The organism is Pseudomonas sp. BE134, from assembly GCF_031456105.1.
In the GTDB taxonomy this organism is placed as follows: domain Bacteria; phylum Pseudomonadota; class Gammaproteobacteria; order Pseudomonadales; family Pseudomonadaceae; genus Aquipseudomonas.
Window position 1 is genome coordinate 31566 of sequence record NZ_JAVDUA010000030.1, and the last position, 16168, is coordinate 47733.

Here is a 16168-nt window from a genome sequence, read left to right on the forward strand (position 1 = left end):
GTGGGAGCGGCGGTGCGACGATTCGACTTGCCCGCTAAGGGGCCCTCAATCCAACCCTAACTTCTTCAGCCTGTAGCGCATCGACCTGAACGACAAACTCAACCGCTGAGCCGCCGCCGTGCGGTTCCAGCGGGTTTCCTCCAGCGCCTGGAGGAGGAGTTTGCGTTCGACGTTTTCCAGATAATGTTCAAGATTATCAATCTGCGTCAGGTCCGCAGCCGCACCTTCTGCCGTGCAATTACCGTCGGCCAGTCGTAAATCACTCGCTTCAATCTGCTTGTTTTCACACAAGGTGTGAGCCCGTTCGAGCACGTTCTCCAGTTCCCGCACATTGCCGGGGAAGCGGTAATTTTTCAGTGCTTCCAGGGCCAGCGGGTGAAGCGTTGCGGCGGGTTGGTCGCTGCTGGCTGCCAAGCGCCCGAGCACATGACTGGCCAGTGGTTCGATGTCGTCACGGCGTTCGCGCAATGACGGAACTCGCAGTTCGATCACGTTGAGGCGGTAATACAAATCCTGGCGAAATCGTTCAGCAGAAACTTCGACATCGAGGTCTTTGTGGTTGGCGCAAAGGATGCGCACATCGACCACCGTTTCCTGTTGTTCGCCGACCCTGCGTACGGTTTTTTCCTGAATTGCACGCAGCAGTTTGACCTGCATGGCCAAAGGCAAATCCGCGACTTCATCGAGGAACAGCGTGCCGCCATGGGCGGCCTGGAACAGACCGGGGTTGTCTTCGATGGCGCCACTGAAACTGCCTTTGCGATGCCCGAAGAACTCGCTTTCCATCAGCTCTGACGGAATCGCCCCACAGTTGACCGGGACGAAGGGTTGATGGGCTCGCGGTCCTTGCTCATGGATCAATCGGGCGACCAATTCTTTGCCACTGCCCGATTCGCCGCTGATATACACCGGCGCCTGGCTGCGCGCGAGTTTGTCGATGTGTTTGCGCAGGCTGTGCATGGGCAGGGAGCTGCCCAGTAGCTGGCGATCAATGGCGGTACTGGCGTCGCCCGGTGCAGGCACGCGCAGGGCGCTGGTGATCAGTTCTCGCAGCCGAGTGAGGTCGACCGGTTTGGTCAGGAAGTCGAAGGCGCCGGCCTTGAGTGCATTGATCGCCGTTTCGAGACTGCCGTAGGCGGTGATCATCGCCACCGGCACTTGCGCGTAACGCTGCTGAATGTATTGAACCAACTCAAGGCCGGTGCCGTCGGGCAGGCGCATGTCGGTGAGGCACAAATCGAAGGTTTCCCGGGCCAACAACGCTTGGGCATCGCCCAGGTTACGGACACTGAAGGTATCGAGTTTCATCCGTCCCAGAGTGATTTCGAGGAGTTCGCGGATGTCCGGTTCGTCGTCGACGATCAGGACTTTGGGCCGTGGGCTCATGTTCAACTTCGTTTCCGTCCGTGGGCAAAAGTAATGCGAAAGCAGCCGCCGTCTTGGCGTGGTTTGAAGTCTAGGCGGGCCTGGTTGCTTTCGCACAGCTCACGGGACAGATACAGCCCCAGGCCTGTGCCTTGGCTACGGGTGGTAAAAAACGGTTCGAACAAATGCACCTGCTGGTCCGGCGCAACACCGGGGCCGTCGTCCGTGACTTCGAGGGTGGGCAACTGGCTGTCGGCATCGACAAACAAATCGAGCCAGACCTGGGCCATGTCGTGATTCAGGGCGCTGTGGTGCCAGGCGTTGCGCAACAAATTGTCCAGAACCTGGGTGAGCTGGTCTGGGTCCATCAAGGTGTTGAAATCGCCTGACCCTATATGCAGGTGAATGTGCTGACCTTCGGTCGCAGCTTCACGAATGTCGGCGACGAACGTTTGCAGCCATGGCTTCAGATCGAGCCGTTGCGGGACGGTTTGCTGGCGGCGGGACAATTGCAGGACGTGTTCGATAACCCGATTCATTCGCTGAGAGTGGTCTTGAATAATCTGGGTCAGACGCCGATCTGCCCCCTTGAGTTCCTCTGATTCGCGCAGCAATTGCGCGGCATGACTGATGGCGCCCAATGGATTGCGGATTTCATGGGCAATACCCGCCGTCAGTCGACCGAGTGCAGCGAGTTTTAGTTGCTGTGCTTGTTGTGCGACCTGAGCGAGGTCTTCGAGAAACACCAGGGTCTGGTGATTAGGGCTTTGGTTCAGGGCGATGAAACTGGGTTGCAATTCCAGGCCGCTGCTATCGATTTTCAGACTTTGCGGGCGCAAGGCCGGATTGTTGAACCACAGCTCAAGACGTTCGACCAGCGTTGGCGAAAAGTCATCGATCCGTTGTCCGTCGAGTGCTTTGTGCCCCAGCAATATCAAGGCGCTGTGATTGGCCAGTTGCACCCGCCGCTGCTCATCGAGCACCAGAATGCCCGTGCGCATGCGTTGCAGGATCAGCGCATTGAGCGCTTCGAGTCCCACCACTTCGCTGGCTCGCTGTTCGGCGAGGTGTTCGCTGACTTCCAGGCGTCGGGTCAAGCCTTGCACCAGCAATGCCGCGGCAAAGCACAGTGCGCCGAGCGTGCCGACTTGCAGGTAGTCGTTGGGGCTGGCCTGGTGGCTGAAGCCAAGGAGGAAGCTGAAACCGACGATACCCAGTGCGCCGACGGCGGCGATGGACAGGCCGGTACGTCCACGCAGCAGGGTATTGCTGATGGCCACTGTCACGATCAATAGATTGCCAATACCGCTGGCCACTCCACCTGCGGCGTAAAACAAACCGCAGAGCAGCAAGACGTCGACCAGCGCGAGGCCGAACAGCTGCGCCGGCCGTCGGGTGTTTCCCAAAAACACCACCAGCAGAATATTCAGCACCAGGTACAACCAGCTGCCACTGCGCAGCAGATCGTCATTGGCGAACGTCAGCAACCCGTTGTCGAGGTTGCTGGTCATCAACAACACCAAGGTGATGCCGACGCTTAAGCGGTAGAGGTGGTAAAGGCGCAGCAGTCGCCGAGCCTGTTTGTCGCCGGGACTGGACGTCTCAGCGACCACCAGGGCCCGGGCCTTGCTCAAGGTGAGCCTGGCTGCAATACCACTGTTGTTGAAGGCTCAGCGCGCGGTCGCGGGGCAGGTGAACACCGCAATGGGCGCAGCGGACCATGGGGGCAGCTTCCAGCTCGGCGGAGGACTTGAGCGTGGACGTCGAGCCCTTGAACTTGCGCCAGAACCATACCGCAGCGGCAATCAGGGCGATCCAGAACAGTAAACGAAGCATGGTGAGCAGCTTTATGACGGGTGATTAAGCAGTTTAGCCAAGGACATGCCGAGCGCACAGCGTAATCATCACGCCCACAAAAAAGGAGCCTCGCAAGGCTAATGCCGGTCAGTTAAGCCATAACGCGTTCTGTAGCAGCTGGCGAAGCCTGCGTTCGGCTGCGCAGCAGTCGTAAAACCGGAGTTTGCGGTCTACCTGAAACACCGCATCGTCTGATGTCACGACTGCTGCGCAGCCGAACGCAGGCTTCGCCAGCTGCTACAACAATTGCGTTACCGCAGAAATTGCTTAACTGATCGGCATTAGCCTCGCAAGGCTCCTTTTTGTACAACCAGAGGTGTCAGTCGAACACGCCAAAGGTCATGTAGCTGAACCACGAGCGGTCGCTGTTGTTGCCTTCGGACTCCTGTTGCTCTTCTTCGACGGCGTCGCCACTTCCATCTTTAGGCTTCAGTTCGGCCGGAATCGCTTCCTTGGCATCCTGGAACTGTCTCTGCACGTCCTGGTTGGCGCGGGTTTCGCCCGGCGGCAGCGGTGGACGGGACTCGATCAGGCCCAGCGTGGCCTTGCTCAACCACGAACGGTTGTCGGCTTCGGCGACCGAAGGCTTGAACTGACCGTCTTCCAGGTTTGGATTGTTCGGGTAGTTGAGCTTCAGGGTTTCGAGGCTGGTGGCTGCCAGATCGTCCAGATGCATACGCTGGTAGGCTTCAGTCATGATCGCCAGTCCGTCACCGACGGACGGGGTATCCTGGAAGTTTTCCACCACGTAACGGCCACGGTTCGCGGCGGCAACATAAGCCTGACGGGTCAGGTAATAGTGGCCAACGTGAATCTCGTAGGCCGCCAGCAAGTTGCGCAAGTAAATCATGCGCTGCTTGGCGTCCGGCGAGTAGCGGCTGTTCGGGAAGCGGCTGGTCAGCTGAGCGAACTCGTTGAAGGAGTCGCGAGCGGCGCCCGGATCACGCTTGGTCATGTCCAGCGGCAGGAAACGCGCCAGCAGGCCGACATCCTGATCAAAGGACGTAAGACCTTTCATATAGTAGGCGTAATCCACATTCGGGTGCTGCGGGTGCAGGCGAATGAAACGCTCGGCGGCCGACTTGGCAGCTTCAGGCTCGGTGTTTTTGTAGTTCGCGTAGATGAGCTCGAGTTGAGCCTGATCAGCGTAGCGACCGAACGGATAACGCGATTCCAGAGCCTTCAGCTTGGTAATTGCGCTGGTGTAGCTACTCTTGTCCAGATCTTGCTGAGCCTGCTGGTACAGCTCGACTTCGCTAAGGTTTTCGTCTACGACTTCCTTCGATGAGCAAGCAGCGGTCAATGCGAGGATGGCGATCAGCAGCAGGTGTTTCACTTGCATGGCGGCTTGCGTCCCTATGACGGCCGCTGTCTTGGGCGTGGCCGTCCTGTTATGATGAGCGCCCCGTTGTATAGCCTCGGGGCAAAAGACGCCGTATTTAACCACAAGCGCGCAGCCGAAACCAAAAGCTGTGCCGACGCCTAGTCTGAGCATGTCCGATAAAATTGAACTTCGCGCAGAGGTGCCGTCCGAATTGGGCGGCCAACGCCTCGATCAAGTCGCCGCACAATTATTCGCTGAGCACTCGCGCTCGCGCCTTTCCGCCTGGATCAAAGACGGCCGCCTGACTGTGGATGGGGCGGTTATCCGCCCGCGAGACATCGTTCACGGTGGCGCCATTCTTGAACTGACTGCCGAGCAGGAAGCTCAGGGCGAATGGATCGCTCAAGACATCGAGCTGGACATCGTCTATGAAGATGACGACATCCTGGTGATCAACAAGCCTGCGGGTCTGGTGGTTCATCCGGCTGCCGGCCACGCTGATGGCACCTTGCTCAACGCCTTGCTGCACCACGTGCCGGACATTATCAATGTGCCCCGCGCCGGTATCGTGCATCGCCTGGACAAGGACACCACCGGTCTGATGGTGGTGGCCAAGACCATTCAAGCGCAGACACAGCTTGTCACGCAATTGCAGAGCCGCAGCGTAAGCCGGATCTACGAATGCATCGTGATCGGTGTGGTGACGGCGGGGGGCAAGATCAACGCTCCCATCGGTCGTCACGGCCAGCAACGCCAGCGCATGGCGGTGATGGAAGGTGGCAAGCAAGCCGTCAGCCACTATCGCGTGCTCGAGCGTTTCCGCTCCCACACTCACGTGCGGGTGAAGCTGGAAACCGGTCGTACTCACCAGATTCGTGTGCACATGGCTCACATCAACTACCCGTTGGTCGGAGACCCTGCCTACGGCGGTCGCTTCCGTATCCCGCCGGCAGCCAGTGTGACCATGGTCGAATCGTTGAAGGCGTTCCCGCGTCAGGCCCTGCATGCGCGGTTCCTGGAGCTGGATCACCCGACCACCGGTAAACGCATGAGTTGGGAATCGCCACTGCCGGACGATTTCGTCTGGTTGCTGACCCTGCTCAAGCAAGACCGTGAGGCGTTCATCGGATGAGTGACTGGCTGATTCCCGACTGGCCTGCGCCTGCCGGGGTGAAAGCCTGTGTGACCACCCGTGCGGGCGGCGTCAGTCTGGCGCCGTTCGACAGCCTCAACCTTGGCGATCATGTCGACGACAGCCCAGAAGCTGTGGCCGAAAATCGCCGTCGCCTCACCGATCATTTCTCTATTCAACCGGCCTGGTTGCAACAGGTTCACGGCATCGCCGTGGCCCACGCGAACCCAAGCCTGGTAGCCACCGCTGACGCCAGCTGGACAGCCACGCCCGGTATCGCCTGTGCGGCAATGACGGCCGACTGCTTGCCCGCGCTGTTTTGCGACCGTGCCGGCACCCGCGTTGCGGCGGCGCACGCCGGTTGGCGCGGATTGGCGGCGGGCGTGCTCGAAGCGACGCTCGACGCATTGGCTGTCCCGGCAGAAGACGTGCTGGTCTGGCTTGGCCCGGCCATTGGCCCGCAAGCCTTTGAAGTTGGCCCGGAAGTGCGCGAAACCTTCGTCGAACAATTGCCTGAGGCCGCCAAGGCTTTTGTGCCAAGCGCCAATGCTGGCAAATTCATGGCTGATATCTACGAACTGGCGCGTTTGCGTCTGGCTGCTCGTGGTGTCACTGCTGTTTATGGTGGCGGTTTCTGCACCGTGACCGATCCGCGCTTCTTTTCCTACCGCCGCAGTCCACAAACGGGTCGGTTTGCCTCTCTTGTCTGGCTGGAACGCTAGACTTCTCTGATCTGCATCAACTGATCGACGCTTGAAACTCCCAGAATCGACCGCATCTATAACAGTATCTGGCAGGTTTCTTCATTCAGGATGTTTTATAGGTCCGGCCTGCTCAAAAGGAAGGTGACCCATGCGTATAGATCGTTTAACCAGCAAATTGCAGTTAGCACTATCCGACGCCCAATCCCTGGCTGTCGGCCTCGACCATCCCGGCATCGAGCCGGCGCACTTGATGCAGGCGCTGCTTGAACAGCAGGGTGGCTCAATCAAACCTCTGCTGATGCAGGTTGGTTTCGACGTCAACAGCCTGCGTAAAGAGCTGACCAAAGAGCTCGACCAGCTGCCGAAAATCCAGAACCCGACCGGCGACGTGAACATGTCGCAGGACTTGGCGCGCCTGCTTAATCAGGCGGATCGCCTGGCCCAGCAGAAGGGCGACCAGTTCATCTCCAGCGAGCTGGTGCTGCTCGCCGCGATGGACGAGAACAGCAAGCTCGGCAAGTTGCTGCTGGGGCAGGGGGTGAGCAAGAAAGCCCTGGAAAACGCGATCAATAACCTGCGTGGCGGCGAAGCGGTCAACGACGCCAACCACGAGGAGTCGCGCCAGGCGCTGGATAAATACACGGTGGACCTGACCAAGCGTGCCGAAGAAGGCAAACTCGACCCGGTGATCGGCCGTGACGACGAAATTCGCCGGACCATTCAGGTCCTGCAACGCCGTACCAAGAACAACCCGGTGCTGATCGGTGAGCCTGGCGTGGGTAAAACCGCCATCGCCGAGGGCCTGGCCCAGCGCATCATCAATGGCGAGGTACCGGATGGCCTCAAAGGCAAGCGCCTGCTGTCCCTCGACATGGGCGCGCTGATTGCCGGCGCCAAGTATCGCGGTGAGTTCGAAGAACGCCTGAAATCGCTGCTCAACGAGCTGTCGAAGCAGGAAGGGCAGATCATTCTGTTCATTGACGAACTGCACACTATGGTCGGCGCCGGTAAGGGTGAAGGTTCGATGGATGCGGGCAATATGCTCAAGCCTGCGCTGGCGCGCGGTGAACTGCATTGCGTCGGCGCGACCACGCTCAACGAGTACCGCCAATATATAGAGAAGGACGCAGCCCTCGAACGGCGCTTCCAGAAAGTATTGGTGGACGAGCCGAGCGAAGAAGACACCATCGCGATTTTGCGTGGCCTCAAAGAGCGTTACGAGGTTCACCACAAGGTGGCGATCACCGACGGCGCCATCATTGCCGCGGCCAAGCTCAGTCATCGCTACATTACCGATCGCCAATTGCCGGACAAGGCCATCGACCTGATCGACGAAGCGGCCAGCCGTATTCGGATGGAGATCGACTCCAAGCCTGAAGTGCTCGATCGTCTGGAGCGTCGCCTGATTCAGTTGAAGGTGGAGTCTCAGGCGCTGAAAAAAGAAAGCGATGAAGCGGCGATCAAACGCCTGGAAAAACTCCAGGAAGAAATCGTCCGCCTCGAGCGCGAGTATTCGGACCTGGAAGAAATCTGGAATTCGGAAAAAGCCGAAGTCCAGGGTTCTGCGCAGATCCAGCAGAAAATTGAACAGTCCCGTCAGGAACTTGAAGCCGCACGCCGTAAAGGCGACCTCAACCGCATGGCTGAGCTGCAATACGGGGTGATCCCGGACCTGGAACGCAGCCTGCAAATGGTCGATCAGCACGGTAAAAGCGAAAACCAGTTGCTGCGCAGCAAGGTGACTGAGGAAGAAATTGCTGAAGTCGTGTCGAAGTGGACCGGCATTCCGGTGTCGAAAATGCTCGAAGGCGAGCGCGACAAGCTGATGAAAATGGAAAGCCTGTTGCACCAGCGTGTGATCGGTCAGGACGAAGCGGTGATTGCTGTTTCCAACGCCGTGCGCCGTTCGCGGGCCGGGCTGTCCGATCCAAATCGCCCAAGTGGTTCGTTCATGTTCCTCGGCCCGACCGGTGTCGGTAAAACCGAGTTGTGCAAGGCACTGGCCGAGTTCCTCTTTGATACGGAAGAGGCGATGGTGCGGATCGACATGTCCGAGTTCATGGAGAAACATTCCGTGGCTCGACTGATCGGTGCGCCACCAGGGTACGTGGGCTATGAAGAGGGCGGTTACCTGACCGAGGCGGTGCGTCGCAAGCCTTACTCGGTAATCCTCCTGGACGAGGTCGAGAAGGCCCACCCGGATGTGTTCAACATCTTGCTGCAAGTGCTGGAAGATGGCCGCTTGACCGACAGCCATGGCCGCACGGTGGATTTCAAGAATACCGTGATCGTCATGACGTCCAACCTGGGCTCGGTGCAGATCCAGGAGCTGGTCGGCGATCGTGAAGCACAGCGTGCAGCGGTGATGGATGCGATTTCCACCCACTTCCGGCCTGAATTCATCAACCGGGTCGACGAAGTGGTGATCTTCGAGCCATTGGCGCGGGACCAGATCGCGGGCATTACCGAGATCCAGCTGGGACGCCTGCGCAGTCGTCTGACCGAGCGCGAGCTGAAACTGGATCTGAGCCCTGAGGCCATGGATAAGCTGATCGCGGTGGGTTACGACCCTGTATACGGCGCACGTCCGCTCAAGCGAGCGATTCAGCGCTGGATCGAGAACCCGCTGGCTCAGTTGATTCTGTCGGGTCGCTTCATGCCCGGCGAGACCGCTAAGGGTGTGGTGGAAAACGACGAAATCGTATTCGTCTGATTCACTCAGGCAGCAAAATGGATAAGGCCTCGCATTGCGAGGCCTTTTTTTCGCCAGGCTGTTGAACTCTAAGGAAAAGGCTTGTAAAGTGCGCCCCGCAGTAAGTCACCCGCCAGGGTTTCCGCTCCCCAAGCAGAAATCCAAAATAAGTTGCAAATCATTAACTTGAAAGCAATTTAGGGGGTTGACAGAGGTTCTGAAGATTGTAGAATAGCGCGCCTCAGACACACGAACGCAGCGATGCGAACGGGTCGAAGAGAACGCAAAAAGCTTCACCGTTGTAAATTGAAATATGTAGTTCCGTGATAGCTCAGTCGGTAGAGCAAATGACTGTTAATCATTGGGTCCCAGGTTCGAGTCCTGGTCACGGAGCCAATTTCAAACCGGGGTATAGCGCAGTCCGGTAGCGCGCCTGCTTTGGGAGCAGGATGTCAGGAGTTCGAATCCCCTTACCCCGACCATTTTTGGGTCGTTAGCTCAGTTGGTAGAGCAGTTGGCTTTTAACCAATTGGTCGTAGGTTCGAATCCCACACGACCCACCATTTTTGAAACCAGTTAACGCTGGGATCAGATCTTAAGATCAGAGGCCAAAAGCACTGATCGAAGAAGGCGACTTGTAAAGGTCGCCTTTTTTTTACCGGGGTATAGCGCAGTCCGGTAGCGCGCCTGCTTTGGGAGCAGGATGTCAGGAGTTCGAATCCCCTTACCCCGACCATATTAAAAATCCTCGTATCGAAAGATACGGGGATTTTTTTTGTCTGCCGAAAAAAGCCCCGCTTCTCGGTGGAGAAAGCGGGGCGTGGTACTCAGAGGCTTAGGCGCCGTCTTGGTCTTTCAGGTGCTCGAACAAGCCTTTTGGCATTTTTTTGCCGTTGGCTTCGAAGTTGGCTTTCACGTTATCAAACGCCTCTTGCTCGTCGATGAAGCTGTCATGGTTGGTGTCGATCTTGTCGAAGTTGGATTTCGGCGCGACTTTCTGGAATTCCGCACGCGATACCTTGCCGTCGTCATCGGTGTCGGTCTTTGCCATCGACGCATCGCCACATTTGCCTTCACCGCATTTGCCTTCAGGGGTTTTCACCACCTGTTCGGCCGAGGCCAGCAGATAGCCTTGAGTCAGCGGCTGAGCAGCGAATACGGTGCCGGTCAACATCATGCCGCCAGCCAGAACAGCGCCAAGCAGACCAATAGTGTTTTTGGTGGTACGGGACATTTCAATGCTCCTGGGTTGCACGACACAACCGCTTGATAAAGGGTTGCCACGTAAGTGCGGCGACAACCGAAGCAGGCAGGCTGCCTTGCTCGGGTGTAGCCATTTAGCGGGAGTGGTGTATCGCTACTGTGTCGCGCAAGGGGGAGTTTGTAAGCGAAGGGGCGAATCGCGGGGGCAGATACAGTGAGACACTATCTTTTTGCAGGTCAGACCGAGGCGCCTGCATCGCGGGCAAGCCCAGCTCCCACATTGGATCTGTGTACGACGCAGATCCAATGTGGGAGCCGGGCTTGCCCGCGATGAGGCCCTGACAGGCGTCGAATAATTAATGCAGCTTGAGACGCGGCTCAGTCCCGCGCCCGATCTTACTGCCCAGCATCAGCATCGCCGTACGGAACGCGCCATACAGCGCCATCTGGTGCATGCGGTACAGCGACACGTAAAACATCCGCGCCAGCCAGCCCTCCAGCATCACACTGCCGGTCAGGTTGCCCATCAAGTTACCCACAGCCGAAAAGCGTGACAGCGAGATCAACGAACCATAATCGGTGTACTTGTACGTAGGCAGAGGCTTGCCTTCGATCCGCAGCTTCAGCGATTTGGCCAGCAACGAGGCTTGTTGATGTGCCGCCTGGGCACGCGGCGGTACATTGCGATCAGTACCCGGTTGCGGGCATGCCGCGCAGTCACCGAAAGCGAAGATATTTTCATCGCGGGTGGTTTGCAGGGTGGGCAGCACGTGCAGCTGGTTGATGCGGTTGGTTTCCAGGCCGTCGATGTCTTTGAGGAACCCCGGTGCACGAATTCCGGCGGCCCAGACTTTGAGGCTGGCGTTGATCACTTTGCCATCGACGGTGATCAAGCTGTCGGCCGTCACTTCACTGACCGCGGCATTGGTCATGACGTTGACCCCGAGTTTCTCCAGGGTTTTATGCACAGGTCCGCCGATACGTTCCGGCAGGGCAGGCAATACCCGTGGTCCGGCTTCGATCAGGGTGATGTGCATGTTTTCCGGTTTGATCCGGTCCAGGCCATAAGCGGCCAGTTCGTGCGCAGCGTTGTGCAGCTCGGCGGCGAGTTCTACGCCGGTAGCACCGGCACCGACGATGGCCACGCTGATTTGCTCGACCTTGTCGGTTTGCCCGGCATGGGCGCGCAGGTAGTGATTGAGCAGTTGCTGGTGGAAACGCTCGGCTTGTTTGCGGGTGTCGAGGAACAGGCAGTGTTGCGCCGCGCCCTGGGTGCCGAAATCATTGGTGGTGCTGCCGACCGCGATCACTAACGAGTCGTAACCCACTTCACGGGCGGGCACCAGTTCCAGGCCCGCTTCGTCGTAAGTAGCGGCCAGCTGGATTTTTTTCTGCGTGCGATCGAGCCCGCTCATGCGTCCTAGCTGGAACTCGAAGTGGTTCCATTTGGCCTGGGCAACATAGTTGAGTTCGTCTTCGGAAGAGTTCAACGACCCGGCTGCCACTTCGTGCAACAGCGGTTTCCAGATGTGGGTCAGGTTCGCGTCAACCAGCATCACGCTGGCCGTGCCGCGCTTGCCCAGAGTCTTACCCAGACGGGTAGCCAACTCCAGACCGCCGGCGCCGCCGCCAACGATGACAATACGATGAGTCATGGGGATATCTCGCAAGGCTAAAAGAAATCGGTGCAATTACCCGAGCGAGCGCGATGCTGCTCATAGCGTCAGGTAACTGATAAATCGGCTCAACAGGCCCAGTCCAATGGTCACTGCCAACACCACCACCAGGAGCATCCACGGCCGGAAAGGTCGGCGCTCGACTTGGTGCTGGGACAAGTGCAGGTACTCTTCGACACGCTTTTGGTCGTCGGGGTTCAGGCGGCTGGTCATAAAGGCCTCGTCGGTAGACGTTGCTGAATGTGTAGAAGCTACAGGCTGATTTAACGAACGTTGAACGGAGCATAGCCGGTGTCCGGGATGGGCTCGACGCTCACCGTGTCGTCCAGGCGAATGATGCCACTTTGTAACACCCGGGCAGTGATTCCGCCATGTCCGCGCACGGCCTGAAAGGTCCCCGGGCCGAGGTTGTTTTGAAGGCGCGCACAAGGCTGGCACCAGCCGGTGGTTTCGAAAATGGCCTGGCCGATCCGGAAGCGACGACCCTTGAGGCTGAACAGATTGATACCGCTGATAACGAGGTTGCGCCGCAAATCATTAGGCAATACGGGCTGATCGTCCGGGCGCCCCATCAACGAAGTGATCACCGCCAGATGTTCCCACTGAATCAACGTCACCTGCCGTGCGTTGCGTACGCCAGGACGGGCTCGATCGCCGGTCAAACCGGCCTCCAGACGCGCTTCCACCGCCTCCAGTTCGATCATCGGTAGGTGAGGTTTCGGTCGCACGCCGATCCAGCGTACGCGGCCGGTTTGCGGGACTTGCGCGATCAATTCCTGCAATGGGCTCACAGGCTGATTCCGACATCGAAGACGATGCTGCGCCCCAGGTTGCTGCGCAGGAAATCCGGCGCATCCGGGTGCGCGAACAGCACCCGGGCGAACGTCGGGCCGACCAGCGATAACGAGCGCCACCCCTGGCGCAAGTATTCGGTAGGTGGAGGGAAATGACTGTTGAGGTCCAGCACTTCGCGCTTGAGGCTGGCGAAGGCAATGATGTCGAGTTCCCCAAGGTCCATGCCACGTTCCTTGTAGTTGTGCGCTTTTTTGCGCAAGGTCGGCGCCAGTCTCAGCAAAAACTCATTGGCGGGGATGCGTTTGGGTTTGGCTTCGCGTCGCACTAGCTGGCTCAGGGAAAACGCACTGCGCCGACGTTGCAGCTCGTCACGCCATTCGTCGTTCAGTCGCCGGCCCTCATCGAGCACGAAGAACACCTCGAAATTCGCCTCTCGAAACAAAACGTCCGGTGGCTCTCCCGCCGGAGCGAACTCGTCGGCGCGGTAAGGAATGTTCAGGCCTTGCAGCAGGCGCTGGCACACCCAACGCTCACGCTCCCATTTGCGGGCATTGGACAGGAACGCGTTGGCTTGCTCGGCCGCGATGGTCAGCAGGCGTAAATAATCTGAGTCATCCATAGGCCCAAGCTTAGCGTTCAAATGCTACAAGCAGAAAGCTTTGCATCTGATGGAGCCACTTTTGCGCCGGTGTAGACTGCTGTGCATAGAGCCGTTATCACGCAAGGAGTCGGCGGTGGAGTTCAAGAGGGTACCCACATGATCGGTGTAGAACTACTGTCACCGCAGACGCTGACAGTCGGCTGGCTGATCTATGTGCCCGTGCTGCTCTGGGCCATCTGGCGTGCGCCCTGGGTTGAGTTGTTCACAGACAGCCGCCGCCAGCATCTGCTGTTCGGCACCGTGTTTGCGTTATTTATGTTGTGGCTGGTGCGACGGGATTTCGATACCGGCGTGTCTTATCACTTCATTGGCATGACAGCCGTGACCTTGCTGCTGGACTGGCCTTTGGCAATTGTCGGCGGCTTGGTTGCGCAACTCGGGCTGGTGCTGCTCGGGCGTCAGGACCTGGCCGCCGTTGGCGTGAACGGCGCGCTGCTGATTTTACTGCCGGTGCTGGTCACTGAATGCATCGCCATCCTGGTCGAGCGGGCGCAACCGCGTAATCCCTTTGTGTATATCTTCTGTTCCGGTTTTTTTGCAGCGGCGCTTTCAGCGTTGTTGTGCCTGCTGTTGTCGCTGTGGGTGCTGTGGTACGACGAGCTTTTTGTCATGCCGTACTGGCTGGAGGATTTTGTCGGCTATCTGTGGTTGCTGATATTTCCAGAAGCGTTCATCAACGGCATGGTCGTCAGCGCATTGGTGGTGTTCAGCCCGGAATGGCTGGAGACGTTCAATCGCACGCGCTACCTTTCCGCCCCCTGGAAAGACGACGATCCAAAATCTTGATCCACATCAAATCGATTTTTCGCCGGCGAACACATGCTCGACAAAACCTTCAGGAGCATGGATATGAGTGTCTACGAATGGGCGAGGCAGGAGTTGCGTCAGAGTCTGGACGGGGCGCAGGAGGTGGGGTTTGATCCTGGCTTGAGCCTGCGCGCCTTGCTCAGCGCAGTGGTACAGCAAAGCAAGGCAGTGCGCAGTGCCGAAGACCTGGCCGACGAATTGCGTTTTCTCGCGGAAAACCTTGATGACGGCCAGGACTACGGTTTTACGCGGCCGTGAACATCAGTGACGCGGTTCGAAGTCTTCGCTGAACAGGTCGTCTTCGGCGTCCGGGCTGACCGGAATCTTGTGTTCTTCCGATGCCCATGCCCCGAGGTCAATCAGTTTGCAGCGATCCGAGCAGAACGGCCGGAAGGTGTTTTCGGCACTCCATTCAACAGGCGCGCCACAGGTTGGACATTGGACGGTTGGGGTCTGGCTCATGACTGGCCTCCACGCAAAGTAAGGTAAAAGTTGTGCAGGCGTTCGACCTCGCTGTGCAGCCAGGCGAGGTCGCGGTCGTTGACCACCACGTCGTCGGCATGGCTCACGCGGTCCTGGCGGCTGGACTGGGCCTTGAGGATCGCTTGGACCTGTTGTTCCGTGGTCTGGTCGCGCTGCAAGGTGCGTTCGATTTGTAACTGTTGCGGGGCATCGATCACCAGGACCCGTTGGGTTATGGCGGTCTGCCCGGACTCGATCAGCAGTGGCGAAACCAGAATCGCGTAGGGCGATTGTGCCTTGGCCAGATTGTGTGCAATTTCTTCACCGATCAACGGATGCAACAAGTCTTCGAGCCACCGGCGCTGCTCCGGGACCTCAAAGATCAATGCGCGCAGGGCCGCACGGTCCAGTGTTCCGTCGGCTTGCAGCACGCCGGGGCCGAAGTGTTCGGCGATGGCGGCCAGCGCCGGGCGCCCCGGTTCCACCACCCAGCGCGCCGCGTGATCGGCGTCCACGACGTGGATGCCCAAGTCGATGAAGTGTTGGGCTGCCGCGCTTTTGCCGCTGCCGATGCCGCCGGTCAGGCCGAGAATCCAGGGTTTTTCCACAGGGGTATTCATTTCAAACCGACAAACTGCCAATAGAAGTCGGTTATTTGACCACCCCAGAGCAAGGCAATCCAGCCGGCAATCGCCAGATAGGGGCCGAAGGGGATTGGCGACGAGGTTTTTTCGTTGCGCAGACGCAACAAAATCACCCCGAGAATGGCGCCCACGAGCGATGACAGCAGGATCGTCAGCGGCAAAATCTGCCAGCCGCCCCACGCCCCGAGCATGGCCAGTAACTTGAAATCACCGTGGCCGATACCGTCTTTGCCGGTGAGCAGCTTGAACAGCCAGAAAACCGACCACAACACCATGTATCCGGCCACCGTCCCCCACAGCGCGTCATGCAATGACACGAAGACCCCGAAGCTGTTGACGATCAACCCCAGCCATAACAGCGGTAGCACCAGAACATCCGGCAGCAGTTGGTGCTCGGCGTCGATCAGGCTCATCGCCAGCAAGCCCCAGGTCAGGACCAGCACCGTGCAGGCCTGCCAGCCGAAGCCGAAATGCCAGGCGATAAACGCCGAGAGCAAGCCGCAGGCCAGTTCAGTCAGCGGATAGCGCTTGCTGATCGGTGCGGCGCAGTTCGAGCATCGCCCCCGCAAAAACAGGTAGCTGAGCAGCGGGATGTTTTCCCACGGGCGAATTTGATGATCGCACTGCGGGCAGTGGGAGTGGGGCAGCATCAGATTGTAAGTCGGGCCAGGCGCTTCGGGCGGTACGCCCAGCACATCGTGGGCTTGCAGCCGCCATTCGCGATGGAGCATTTTCGGCAGGCGCCAGATCACCACATTGAGGAAGCTGCCCACGACCAGGCCCACGACCAATGCGAGGGCCACGAAGAACGCCGGGTAAACGGTCAGAATTTCATTCAAAGGCATG

At 58.6% G+C, this 16168-nt stretch carries 17 protein-coding genes and 4 tRNA genes; 9 read left to right on the top strand and 12 right to left on the bottom strand.

Going from position 1 to position 16168, the window contains the following annotated elements; genetic code table 11:
• Positions 1-45: 45 nt before the first annotated feature.
• From J2Y56_RS22555 to J2Y56_RS22570, 4 genes are all read right to left on the bottom strand, one after another.
• Complete coding sequence (locus J2Y56_RS22555; RefSeq protein WP_310352819.1) at positions 46-1386, bottom strand: sigma-54 dependent transcriptional regulator; 1341 nt, start codon at positions 1384-1386, stop codon at positions 46-48.
• A gap of 2 nt (positions 1387-1388) precedes the next feature.
• Positions 1389-2978 carry an ATP-binding protein gene (locus J2Y56_RS22560; protein WP_310352870.1) on the bottom strand — a complete coding sequence of 530 codons (1590 nt, stop codon included), beginning with the start codon at positions 2976-2978 and terminating at the stop codon, positions 1389-1391.
• The gene (locus tag J2Y56_RS22565) at positions 2968-3201 is read right to left on the bottom strand and encodes a PP0621 family protein (RefSeq protein ID WP_007942313.1); all 234 of its coding nucleotides are present in this window, start codon (positions 3199-3201) and stop codon (positions 2968-2970) included. Before J2Y56_RS22565 ends, J2Y56_RS22560 begins: the two co-directional genes overlap by 11 nt.
• Before the next feature lie 340 nt (positions 3202-3541).
• Positions 3542-4564 carry an outer membrane protein assembly factor BamD gene (locus J2Y56_RS22570; protein WP_150782047.1) on the bottom strand — a complete coding sequence of 341 codons (1023 nt, stop codon included), beginning with the start codon at positions 4562-4564 and terminating at the stop codon, positions 3542-3544.
• Between the two features lie 151 nt (positions 4565-4715).
• On the opposite strand from J2Y56_RS22570, the gene rluD reads away from it, so the two are divergent.
• The 7 genes from rluD to J2Y56_RS22605 all read left to right on the top strand — a co-directional run bounded on the left by rluD (position 4716) and on the right by J2Y56_RS22605 (position 9810).
• Positions 4716-5678, top strand: coding sequence for a 23S rRNA pseudouridine(1911/1915/1917) synthase RluD (gene rluD, locus J2Y56_RS22575; RefSeq protein WP_007942311.1), 963 nt, complete (start codon positions 4716-4718; stop codon positions 5676-5678).
• Positions 5675-6400: a peptidoglycan editing factor PgeF gene (gene pgeF, locus J2Y56_RS22580; RefSeq protein WP_310337128.1), complete on the top strand. Its 726-nt coding sequence runs from the start codon at positions 5675-5677 to the stop codon at positions 6398-6400. The genes rluD and pgeF overlap by 4 nt, the downstream gene beginning before the upstream one ends.
• Positions 6401-6530: 130 nt before the next feature.
• The gene (gene clpB, locus J2Y56_RS22585) at positions 6531-9095 is read left to right on the top strand and encodes an ATP-dependent chaperone ClpB (protein ID WP_007942308.1); all 2565 of its coding nucleotides are present in this window, start codon (positions 6531-6533) and stop codon (positions 9093-9095) included.
• A gap of 299 nt (positions 9096-9394) precedes the next feature.
• Positions 9395-9470 (top strand) — tRNA-Asn (locus tag J2Y56_RS22590).
• A gap of 9 nt (positions 9471-9479) precedes the next feature.
• Positions 9480-9556, top strand: a tRNA-Pro gene (locus J2Y56_RS22595).
• A gap of 5 nt (positions 9557-9561) precedes the next feature.
• Positions 9562-9637: transfer RNA gene (locus J2Y56_RS22600), tRNA-Lys, on the top strand.
• 96 nt (positions 9638-9733) lie between these two features.
• Positions 9734-9810, top strand: a tRNA-Pro gene (locus J2Y56_RS22605).
• Positions 9811-9909: 99 nt separating this feature from the next.
• On the opposite strand, the gene J2Y56_RS22610 is transcribed toward J2Y56_RS22605, so the two are convergent.
• From J2Y56_RS22610 to J2Y56_RS22630, 5 genes are all read right to left on the bottom strand, one after another.
• On the bottom strand, positions 9910-10308 hold the full coding sequence (locus J2Y56_RS22610) for a hypothetical protein (protein WP_007942307.1): 399 nt from the start codon (positions 10306-10308) through the stop codon (positions 9910-9912).
• 325 nt (positions 10309-10633) lie between these two features.
• Complete coding sequence (locus J2Y56_RS22615) at positions 10634-11932, bottom strand: NAD(P)/FAD-dependent oxidoreductase (RefSeq protein WP_007942306.1); 1299 nt, start codon at positions 11930-11932, stop codon at positions 10634-10636.
• A gap of 60 nt (positions 11933-11992) precedes the next feature.
• Positions 11993-12166, bottom strand: coding sequence for a DUF3094 domain-containing protein (locus J2Y56_RS22620; RefSeq protein ID WP_150782043.1), 174 nt, complete (start codon positions 12164-12166; stop codon positions 11993-11995).
• Positions 12167-12216: 50 nt separating this feature from the next.
• Positions 12217-12744, bottom strand: coding sequence for an MOSC domain-containing protein (locus J2Y56_RS22625; protein ID WP_007942304.1), 528 nt, complete (start codon positions 12742-12744; stop codon positions 12217-12219).
• Entirely contained in the window at positions 12741-13367 is a 627-nt protein-coding gene (locus tag J2Y56_RS22630; RefSeq protein ID WP_007942303.1) for a DUF1780 domain-containing protein, read from the bottom strand. The genes J2Y56_RS22625 and J2Y56_RS22630 overlap by 4 nt, the downstream gene beginning before the upstream one ends.
• Positions 13368-13505: 138 nt before the next feature.
• Here J2Y56_RS22630 and J2Y56_RS22635 point away from each other — a divergent pair, with 138 nt between their 5' ends.
• Both J2Y56_RS22635 and J2Y56_RS22640 read left to right on the top strand, forming a co-directional pair.
• The gene (locus J2Y56_RS22635; protein WP_310352827.1) at positions 13506-14195 is read left to right on the top strand and encodes an energy-coupling factor ABC transporter permease; all 690 of its coding nucleotides are present in this window, start codon (positions 13506-13508) and stop codon (positions 14193-14195) included.
• A gap of 63 nt (positions 14196-14258) precedes the next feature.
• Positions 14259-14474, top strand: a complete 216-nt coding sequence (locus tag J2Y56_RS22640) for a hypothetical protein (protein WP_046028516.1) — start codon at positions 14259-14261, stop codon at positions 14472-14474.
• A gap of 3 nt (positions 14475-14477) precedes the next feature.
• Here the strand turns inward: J2Y56_RS22640 and yacG are convergent, their stop codons facing one another.
• From yacG to J2Y56_RS22655, 3 genes are read right to left on the bottom strand one after another with little or no spacing between them, the layout of a single operon-like run.
• Positions 14478-14678: a DNA gyrase inhibitor YacG gene (yacG, locus tag J2Y56_RS22645; protein WP_007942299.1), complete on the bottom strand. Its 201-nt coding sequence runs from the start codon at positions 14676-14678 to the stop codon at positions 14478-14480.
• Positions 14675-15298, bottom strand: coding sequence for a dephospho-CoA kinase (coaE, locus tag J2Y56_RS22650; RefSeq protein ID WP_310352829.1), 624 nt, complete (start codon positions 15296-15298; stop codon positions 14675-14677). The genes yacG and coaE overlap by 4 nt, the downstream gene beginning before the upstream one ends.
• Positions 15295-16167 carry an A24 family peptidase gene (locus tag J2Y56_RS22655; RefSeq protein WP_310352832.1) on the bottom strand — a complete coding sequence of 291 codons (873 nt, stop codon included), beginning with the start codon at positions 16165-16167 and terminating at the stop codon, positions 15295-15297. The genes coaE and J2Y56_RS22655 overlap by 4 nt, the downstream gene beginning before the upstream one ends.
• Position 16168 lies beyond the last annotated feature (1 nt).

Bases quoted from the DNA above. Each gene is read 5' to 3' on its own strand.
- rluD (WP_007942311.1), top strand. From the start codon at position 4,716: ATGTCCGATAAAATTGAACTTCGCGCAGAGGTGCCGTCCGAATTGGGC.
- yacG (WP_007942299.1), bottom strand. From the start codon at position 14,678: ATGAGCCAGACCCCAACCGTCCAATGTCCAACCTGTGGCGCGCCTGTT.
- J2Y56_RS22655 (WP_310352832.1), bottom strand. From the start codon at position 16,167: ATGCCTTTGAATGAAATTCTGACCGTTTACCCGGCGTTCTTCGTGGCC.
- coaE (WP_310352829.1), bottom strand. From the start codon at position 15,298: ATGAATACCCCTGTGGAAAAACCCTGGATTCTCGGCCTGACCGGCGGC.
- J2Y56_RS22570 (WP_150782047.1), bottom strand. From the start codon at position 4,564: ATGCAAGTGAAACACCTGCTGCTGATCGCCATCCTCGCATTGACCGCT.
- J2Y56_RS22635 (WP_310352827.1), top strand. From the start codon at position 13,506: ATGATCGGTGTAGAACTACTGTCACCGCAGACGCTGACAGTCGGCTGG.
- pgeF (WP_310337128.1), top strand. From the start codon at position 5,675: ATGAGTGACTGGCTGATTCCCGACTGGCCTGCGCCTGCCGGGGTGAAA.
- clpB (WP_007942308.1), top strand. From the start codon at position 6,531: ATGCGTATAGATCGTTTAACCAGCAAATTGCAGTTAGCACTATCCGAC.
- J2Y56_RS22565 (WP_007942313.1), bottom strand. From the start codon at position 3,201: ATGCTTCGTTTACTGTTCTGGATCGCCCTGATTGCCGCTGCGGTATGG.
- J2Y56_RS22615 (WP_007942306.1), bottom strand. From the start codon at position 11,932: ATGACTCATCGTATTGTCATCGTTGGCGGCGGCGCCGGCGGTCTGGAG.
- J2Y56_RS22640 (WP_046028516.1), top strand. From the start codon at position 14,259: ATGAGTGTCTACGAATGGGCGAGGCAGGAGTTGCGTCAGAGTCTGGAC.
- J2Y56_RS22620 (WP_150782043.1), bottom strand. From the start codon at position 12,166: ATGACCAGCCGCCTGAACCCCGACGACCAAAAGCGTGTCGAAGAGTAC.
- J2Y56_RS22610 (WP_007942307.1), bottom strand. From the start codon at position 10,308: ATGTCCCGTACCACCAAAAACACTATTGGTCTGCTTGGCGCTGTTCTG.
- J2Y56_RS22555 (WP_310352819.1), bottom strand. From the start codon at position 1,386: ATGAGCCCACGGCCCAAAGTCCTGATCGTCGACGACGAACCGGACATC.
- J2Y56_RS22630 (WP_007942303.1), bottom strand. From the start codon at position 13,367: ATGGATGACTCAGATTATTTACGCCTGCTGACCATCGCGGCCGAGCAA.